The organism is Flavobacterium granuli (genome assembly GCF_900129705.1).
GTDB lineage: Bacteria > Bacteroidota > Bacteroidia > Flavobacteriales > Flavobacteriaceae > Flavobacterium > Flavobacterium granuli.
The window spans coordinates 1-9,430 of the sequence record NZ_FQWO01000020.1 but is presented as its reverse complement, the minus strand read 5'-3'; the positions used below and the strand labels follow the sequence as shown (position 1 = coordinate 9,430).

Annotated in this window: 6 protein-coding genes; all 6 read left to right on the top strand. The window is 35.3% G+C overall.

All coding sequences use genetic code 11. From position 1 onward, the window contains the following. The coding region (locus tag BUB25_RS16185) for a DUF7507 domain-containing protein (RefSeq protein ID WP_139256931.1) at nucleotides 1-2,178 on the top strand (2,178 nt) is incomplete at its 5' end. Between the two features lie 58 nt (nucleotides 2,179-2,236). After that, entirely contained in the window at nucleotides 2,237-3,145 is a 909-nt protein-coding gene (locus BUB25_RS16180) for a PorP/SprF family type IX secretion system membrane protein (protein ID WP_072946180.1), read from the top strand. Nucleotides 3,146-3,155: 10 nt separating this feature from the next. Further along, complete coding sequence (locus tag BUB25_RS16175; RefSeq protein ID WP_072946178.1) at nucleotides 3,156-3,536, top strand: tetratricopeptide repeat protein; 381 nt, start codon at nucleotides 3,156-3,158, stop codon at nucleotides 3,534-3,536. Between the two features lie 172 nt (nucleotides 3,537-3,708). Continuing rightward, on the top strand, nucleotides 3,709-4,311 hold the full coding sequence (locus BUB25_RS16170) for a tetratricopeptide repeat protein (protein ID WP_139256930.1): 603 nt from the start codon (nucleotides 3,709-3,711) through the stop codon (nucleotides 4,309-4,311). Nucleotides 4,312-4,370: 59 nt separating this feature from the next. Continuing rightward, on the top strand, nucleotides 4,371-6,308 hold the full coding sequence (locus tag BUB25_RS16165) for an OmpA family protein (RefSeq protein ID WP_072946174.1): 1,938 nt from the start codon (nucleotides 4,371-4,373) through the stop codon (nucleotides 6,306-6,308). Nucleotides 6,309-7,109: 801 nt separating this feature from the next. Then, nucleotides 7,110-9,430, top strand: a 2,321-nt coding sequence (locus BUB25_RS16160; protein WP_139256929.1) for a beta strand repeat-containing protein, incomplete at its 3' end; no start/stop codon positions are given.

The window sequence follows — 9,430 nt, the reverse complement described above, 5'->3', positions numbered from 1 at the left end:
ACTGCACAAGCCATTGCTTTAAATGCAGGAAATCATACTGTTACAGTTACAGATAAATTAGGATACCAAACAACTTGTAACATAACTGTTGGCCAACCAAATGCAGCCTTAAATGCTACCGCTATTATTGTAAACAATAATAATTGTGTGGGATGTACTAACGGTTCAATAACTCAAACAATAAGTGGTGGAACAAGCCCATATACCTATTTATGGTCTAATGGCGCAACTACCAAAGACTTAAATTCACTATCTAAAGGTACCTATTCTGTTGAAATTAAAGATTATAATGGATGTATCATAAACTACACTTATACGATAGTTGAGTCAGGAATAGCCTTGGTAAAAACAGGAACTTTCAACGATAGTAACTCAGACGGATATGCGCAAGCAGGAGAAACTATCAGTTATACCTTCTCTGTTACAAATACAGGAAACGTACCTCTGAATAATGTTGTTATAACTGATCCATTAGTGAACATCATAGGAGAGCCAATAGCTACACTTGCAGTGGGATCAACTGATACAAATACTTTTACCGCTTCCTATGTACTTACTCAGACTGATATCGATCTTGGTAAAGTCACCAATTCCGCTTTGACAACGGCGAAAGATTCTGACCAACAAGACGTAACAGATACTTCTGGAACTGCACTGGATAATGATACTCCAACAATAGTAACTTTACTCCAAAATCCAAGTATTGCCATTGTGAAAACCAATGACATTACAGTTGGAGAAAACGGATGTGCTAGTCTAAAAGATGGCAACATAGTAACCTATACCTTCTCCGTAACTAATAAGGGCAATGTAAGTTTACATGCTGTCGCTATTGAAGACCTTCATGATGGTTTGTCTACTATTGCATTGCAAAGTGGTGATCTTAACAATGTCGGCATACTAGATGTTGGCGAAACTTGGCTTTTTACAGCAACGTATACCGTAACTCAAACCGATGTTGATAATGGTCAAATCACGAATCAGGCTTCAGTTAATGGTACTGCTCCTGATACGACAATTGTAACTGATCAATCAGGTAGTTCAACGACTAATAATGATCCGAATGTGATTCCGATTTGTAACACAGCCTCGATTGCAATAACTAAAGATGGAATTTACCAAGATACTAATCAGGATGGAATTCCAAATCTTGGAGATAAAATAGTTTATAATTTTGTAGTGAAAAATACTGGAAATGTAACACTAACCAACGTAAGTATTACTGACCAGTTACCAGGGCTTGTAATTTCTGGCGGTCCTATAACACTTGCGGCGGATGCATCAGACAGTACTACTTTTACAGCTATTTATCCAATTACACAAACTGATATTAACAAAGGTTTTGTCTACAACTTAGCTATAGCTACAGGTACTCCTCCATCAGGTCCAAATGATAATGTAACCGCTACATCAACAGACCCTACTCCTTGTCTTACCTGTCCCGTAAACGAACAATGTTCTACATGTACAATTACAGAGATACAACAAAACCCGAGTTTAGAAGTAATCAAAACGGCAACTGTATCCAGTAATAACCAAACTACAGATGTTTATAGCTTTGTTGGTGATATAATTAACTATACAATTGTAATAAAAAACACTGGTAATGTATCACTTCAAAACATTATAGTAAAAGATCCATTAACAGGATTGAATACTACAAACGATAGCTTTAATCTTAGTCCTGGTGGATACAAAGAATTTTATCAAACTTATACTATCACTAAAGAGGATTTAGCTAAAGATTCTGTAATCAATATTGCTAATGCTACTGGACAAGATTCCAATGGCAACCCAATTCCTCCTGCTTCAGGTACTGTAACGGTAGAAAAAGCAAGCGTATTAGGATGTGAAAATATAGTTGTCCATAACGCCTTCTCTCCAAATGGAGACGGGATTAATGAAACCTTTGTAATCGACGGCATCGGAGATACTACCTGTTATCCTGAAAATACAGTAGAAATTTATAACCGCTGGGGTGTATTAGTTTTTGACACAACAAATTACAATAATCAAACTAATGCTTTTGACGGCTTTTCAAGAGGTAGAACAACTATCAGTAAATCATCTGGTTTACCTACAGGAACTTACTACTACATCTTGAATTATACTTCTGTAGACCTCGGTGGTAATATCCAAACCAACAGAAAAGAAGGGTATTTATACCTAACAAGATAAATCTAACTCAAATCTAATCCCTGAGGACTAACAACCCTCAGGTTAAAAAACAAAATAAATGAAGACAAGAGTATTAATATTCGCTTTGTTGTTTACTGGAATTGTAAGTTATGCTCAACAAGATGCCCAATTTACACAGTACATGTACAACACAATCAATATCAATCCCGCTTATGCAGGATCAAGAGGAGCTTTGAGTATATTTGCTTTACATCGCACACAATGGGTAGGTCTAGACGGCGCACCTGTCACTAATGCAGTATCAGTTAATACTCCTTTTAACGAGAGTAATTTGGGCCTGGGAGTATCGATAATAAATGATAAAATTGGTCCGACCCATGAAAACACCTTAGCAGCTGATCTATCTTACACCATACCTACTTCTGAAACATTCAAACTTTCATTTGGGATCAAGGCAACTGCCAATCTATTCAGTTTAGATGTAAATAAACTTAATCCAGTTGATGACGATCCAAGCCTACATGACTATAATAATAAATTATCCCCTAATATTGGTGCAGGTATTTATTATCATTCTGATAAAGCCTATTTGGGGCTATCCGTTCCCAATTTCATAGAAACCAATCGCTATGATGATAATGAGGTGGCTATATTTAAAGAAAAAATTAATTACTACTTAATTGCAGGTTATGTTTTTGATTTAAACTACTTTACAAAATTCAAACCTACTATACTCACTAAAATGGTAGAAGGTGCCCCCCTTCAAGTAGATGTATCAGGCAATTTTATGTTTAATGATAAATTTGTAGTAGGTGTCGCCTATAGATGGAGTGCTGCATTAAGTGCTATGGTAGGCTTTCAAGTCTCAGATGCTTTATACATTGGCTATGGTTATGATCGTGAAACGACTCGTCTTGACAATTATAATTCAGGATCACATGAAATTTTCCTTAGATACGAAATCTTTAAAAAGAATAACAGAATAATAACACCCCGATTCTTCTAAAAAACATATTATGAAAACTACAATCATTCTTTTTATAACCATAGCTAATGTTATTTCAATTAACATTAATGCTCAAAAATCAAAAAATCTTGTAGTAGATAAAAAACATGAAACCTTTGCTAATATTGATGCTTTGAAAACTTATGAAAGAGTTGCAGAAAAAGGATATAAGTCGGTAGATATATTCAAAAAATTAGGAAACGCTTGCTACTATAATTCCGAACTTGACAAAGCAGCTAAATGGTATGGAGAACTATTTACTCTAACACAAGATGTAGAACCCGAATATTATTACCGCTATGCACAGTCTTTAAAAGCTTTAGGTCAAAATGAAAAAGCTGATGCAATGCTTAAAAAATTCACACAATTGTCTGAAAATAAAACTCGGTAATTTTCGAAAAAGACTTAATTAAGGTTCAGTTTGTTAAATTCTTTAAAAAAACATTTAAATGAAAAAGAACATCAACTTTTACCTAACCATAATTTGTCTTTTATCATTTAACACTTTTGCACAAAAGGGGTATTCCCTTCAGGCTAACACAAAAATAAAAAAGACACAAACAATGACGCCTAACCTTTTAGAAAATCAAATTAATACTACAAAAACGATAAAACAATACCATGTGGAAGAGCGAATCAACATGACATTTGGAGGATACAAAACTACCTATACTGTAACAGACTCTAGCCAAATTAGGACTAATGATTTAGGTCCTAACAATAGCCGAGTTATAACGATACGATATCTAAAAGTACCACAACGCGGTAATAACACTGCGAAAACGATTGTTGATACGATACCTCCTAACACTGTTATTGATACCGTTCAGAATCATCCTCAACAATCTACTAGTTTAAGTATAACTGACACTTTAGTTCATCATGGTGATTTTGCCTATATCTATATGATAGAAACCTATGAGAGAATAGCAGAAAAAGGATATAAATCTGTAGAAATGTTTCAAAAATTAGGAAACGCCTATTACTATAATTCACAAATGGATAAGGCTGCCAAATGGTATGAAAAATTATTTTCCATGACCGCTAATTTAGAACCCGAATATTTTTATCGTTATGCAAATTCTTTGAAAGCCATTGGGGCACACGACAAAGCCGATGAAATAATGAAAAAATACAATCAATTAACTGGACAGAATACCAGATAATTTACATTAAAAAGCAGCAATGAATTGATAACAATTAAGATTCTTTTAAAACAATCATTATGAAAAATAAAATACTCCTTTTTATAACAATAGTAAATGTTTTTTCATTTCACTGTTTAGCCCAAAAAGCAAGAGTTTCTACAGCAGAAAAAAAATATGACAACTATGCCTATATAGATGCCATAAAAACTTACGAAAGAGTTGCAGAGAAAGGGTACAAATCGGTAGACATGTTCAAAAAACTAGGGAATTCCTACTACTACAATGCCCAACTGGATCAGGCTGCGAAATGGTATGCTGAGTTATTTACCATGACCCAGGATTTAGAACCAGAATATTATTATCGCTATGCCCAATCCTTAAGATCTATAGGCGAGAATAATAAGGCTGATGAGATAATGCAAAAATTCAATCAGCTAGCCGGAAACGATAGTCGAGGGACACTTTTTGAAAAAGATCGCAACTTTCTTGAAGAAATTAAAGCCAATTCAGGAAGGTATCAAGTAGAAAACGCAGGAATTAACTCTAAATATTCTGATTATGGTTCTTCTTTCTATATGAATAAAATAGTCTTTGCTTCTGCCAGAGATACTGGTAGTCTGGGGCAAAGAAAACATGCTTGGACCGATCAATATTTTACTAATCTTTATGTAGCTGATTTAGATGAGGCAATGTCTCCTGCTAAAGTCCTGAAATTTGACCGAAATGTAAAATCAAGATTCCATGAGTCTACCCCAACTTTTACCAAAGACGGAAAAACAATGTACTTTACCCGAAATAACTTCCTAGAAGGAAAAAAAGGAAAAGATGGTAATAACATTACTTTAATAAAAATATACAAGGCAAATTTTGAAAATGATAAATGGACAAACATAACCGAACTTCCATTCAATAGCGACAGCTATAGTACGGCACATCCCGCCTTAAGTGCCGACGAAAAAACATTATATTTTGCTTCGGATATGCCGGGTACATTTGGACAATCTGATTTATTTAAAGTAAAGATTAACGAAGACGGAAGTTTTGGGACACCCGAAAATTTGGGAAGAACGATCAACACTGAAGGCCGCGAAACCTTTCCATTCCTAACCAATGAAAACGAAATTTATTTTGCTTCAGATGGGCATCCGGGTTTGGGAGGCTTAGACATATTTGTTTCCAAAATAAATGCAGACGGCACTTTTGACAAAGTTCAAAACATAGGAACCGATGCCAATTCTCCTCAAGATGATTTTGCCTATTTAATAGATACCAAAACCAGAAGAGGTTTCTTTTCCTCCAATAGAGATGGCGGTCAAGGTTATGATGACATTTATAAATTTCTTGAAACTAAAAAATTAGTTTGTGAACAGGAACTTTACGGTGAAATTACCGATTCAGATACTGGTGAAATACTGTCTAATACTCAAATAAGCTTACTCGACGATAATCTAAAAACACTGAATACTATCTACTCGGATGAGAAGGGAAATTATTCCCTAACTGTAGAATGTGGTAAAAGATATAGCGTTAGAGCAACCAAAGAGGAATACACCACCAAAGAAGAAATAGTCACTATCGCCAAAGAAAATGGAAGAACCCACTTGCCATTTGCATTGGAAAAAGCAAGATGTAAAGTGGCAGTAGGGGATGATTTAGGTAAATGTTTTGGAATAAAAATGATTTATTTTGATTTTGATAAATCAGACATCAGGATGGAAGCTGCTCTGGATTTAGAAAAAATACTGGATGTTATGAATCAATATCCAAATATGAAACTCGATATTCGTTCTCATACTGATAGTCGAGGATCATATAAATACAACGAAGCATTGTCTGACAGAAGAGCTAAATCTACCATTCAATGGCTGATTAAAAATGGAGTTAATAAAAACCGCTTGGTTGGTAAAGGTTATGGTGAGAATCAACTCGTAAATAAATGTGCCGATGGGGTAGATTGTACCGAAGAGGAACATCAAATGAACAGACGTAGTGAGTTTATTATAACAGCTCTGTAATTCATTCTAATAAAATACCCCTGTCTTCTTGAGAAGATTACTTGAAATAATGCAATTGCATTATTACTAGAGAAATAAAAATGTTATGACTTTATCTCGTATTAGAAACTAATATGGGATAAAGTCTTTTTCTTTAAGAACAGAAAAATATTTTTATTTTAAATTTTTCTTACATCAGAAAAATTCTCATTTAAAAAAAACATCTATCCATAGAATTTTAAAAACACCAAAATTATAGGCTTATTCCATAAAACAGCCATAATTATCTTGTTTTTACTAAAAAAAACAAGTTTTTTCTTTCTTTTTTAATAAAATAACAGCAATATATTTATTGAATAAATAAAAAACTTACAAGAAAATCGACATTTTAACGATTATTTAGGTTAGTTATGGAAAAAACAAATAGTATCAGCAAATTATTACTAATTTTATTTAACAAGTTGCTCAATTTTAATAAGTTATATTTAATTAATGATCTAAAAAAGAAACAAAATCATCGAATTTAAATTCATTTTTAAGATTAATATTTTGAATCACTGCAAAAGAAATCGATGTGCAGGCAGATTTAGACATCATTGAATACAAATAATCTAAATTATTACGCAAGAATACACCATATCACACTAAAAAAACAGTCTTATGATGAATCTCTACTTCAAAACGTTTGCCTTTATAGTTCTGCAACTACTCAAAACTATACTTCTTCAGGTTAAAAATATAAATGCAGTCATCAGTTTATTGTTTTTCAAGAACGAGACTGGCACTTTATTATTCCTACAAGTCTCTAAAAACAATAGCAGTATGGAACAACAGTACTCCTACCCTCCTGGGCAAGTCCTTATGAGTGGAATAAAAGGTATAACTACAAAAGAGGCGAAATGCCGACCATCAAAAAGAAGGAATTTATTTGGTGGACTAAGCCTTTTTCTAGGCTTACTGCTACTTTTTACCATGCAAGGAATGGCTTATGGACAAATAGCGCAACGAGGCACTGCTACTACTGCAACAACCACAAGCCCAACACTCACCATAACTAAACCTTCTGGACTTGCTATAGATGATCTAATGATTGTTCAAATTGTCCAAGGAGGAACGGGCAATCAAATCAACAATCCTACTGCAACAGGTTGGACTTTGATTGCTGGTAGTGATATTAGATCCAGTAATGGTGAAAGGTGTCGTGCTAACCTCTATTATAAAAAAGCTGGTAGTGCCGATGTCTCTGCTTCTAATTTTTCATTTACAAAGCATATCAATTCAAGTAATATTGAAGGTGCAATAATTGCCTTTTCGGGAGTAAATAGCACAACTCCATTTGATGTTACCCCTGGAGCGGTTTATACAAACATTGCTGATGATAACGCCTTAAATGCTTCTGCTATCATCACAGTAACTGCTAACAGTGCAATAATTATGTTTGGTGCTTATAACAATGATCGTTCTGTATCGAATTGGAGTATTGCAACAGTTCCTGCTATAAGCTTAAATGAATTATTTACCGTACCTTACAACTCTACCCGTGATATTGGTATGGGTGCGGCCTGGGCACTAAAATCTGCAATTGGTTCTACAGGAACAGGTACAGCTGCACTTAATATTGGTGAATGGAATGGTTCTCTTCTTGTTGCGCTTAGGCCAGCTGTGGCCAGTCCGACCCTAACAACTGGAACCTTACCCGCATTTGGAGATGTTTGTCCAAACACAACAGAAGGACCAAATAGTTTTACCATTACAGGTACAAACCTTACTACAGCCAATATAACAGTTGGTGCATTAAGCGGTTACACATACAGTACAACTTCAGAGGGAACATATACATCTTCATTAAGTCTTACACATGCTGCAGGTGCATATAGCCAAACAATTTACGTAAAATTTACGCCAACATTAGCGCAATCCTATAATGGAAATATCGCTGTAGGTGGAGGTGGTGCGACTAGCGTTAATGTTGTGGCAAGTGGAACAGGTGTTAATTCACCTCCTACTGTTACTTCTCCAACAAGTACTGCAATTACAACAAATACGGCTACTCTTGGTGGAAATATTACAAATATTGGATGTTCATCAGTTACGGAACGTGGTATTTATTGGAGTACGACCAATGGGTTTGCTGATGGAGCAGGAACAAAAGTTTCAGTAACACCCGGTCCTTATTCAACTGGTGTTTTTACAGTACCTGTTACAGGATTATCATCGAGTACTGTTTATTATTATAAAGCTTTTGCAAAAAATAGTAGTGGAACGATTTATACAGGTCAAGGAACGTTTACGACAGCTAATAAAACTGAATCAAGTATTATAGTAACAGGTACAACTAATTTTACTTATAATGGTTTAGAACAAGGCCCTGCTAGTTCTACAGTTACAGGATCTACTGGGGCGGTTTCCTATAGCTATTCAGGTACAGGTAGTACTACTTATGTAGCTAGTCCAATTCAACCCATTAATGTTGGAACTTATCAGGTCATTGCAACTGTTACTGGTGATGCTAATTATAATGCAGCAACTTCCTTAGCTTTAGCTTTTTTTATTGATAAAGCTACACCAAGTGCTACATTAGCCGTAAGCAACTCACCTACTGTTTATACAGGTTCCGCTCAAAGTGCTACAGTAAATATAACCACCAGCTCAGTACCTGGATCAGTAACTAGTATTTTAACTGGTGGATCGGCGACACAAACAGCCGCCTCTACTTATACGGTAACGGCTAGTTTTGTACCGAATGATAACAATAATTATAATACATTAACGGGCATATCAGTAGGTAATTTCGTTATCAACAAAGCGGATGCCCTAATCACGGTTACTCCTTACTCGCTTCCTTACGATGGAAATCCTCATACTTCTGCCTTTACGGCTATTGGGGTGGAATCCACTCCGGCAGATCTTACGGCATTGATGGATGTAAGCGCAACAACACACACCAACGGGGGAACTTATACCGCTGATGTATGGAGCTTTGCAGGAAACAATAACTACAATACCGCCAATGGAACTGTGGACAATGCGATCGGTAAAATCGATGCTACAATCGTCCTTACTGCATTCAACGGAACCTATGATGGAGAATCACATGGGGTTCTAAGCAGCTCTGCAACTGGATTGGCCGCGCTGGATTTAAG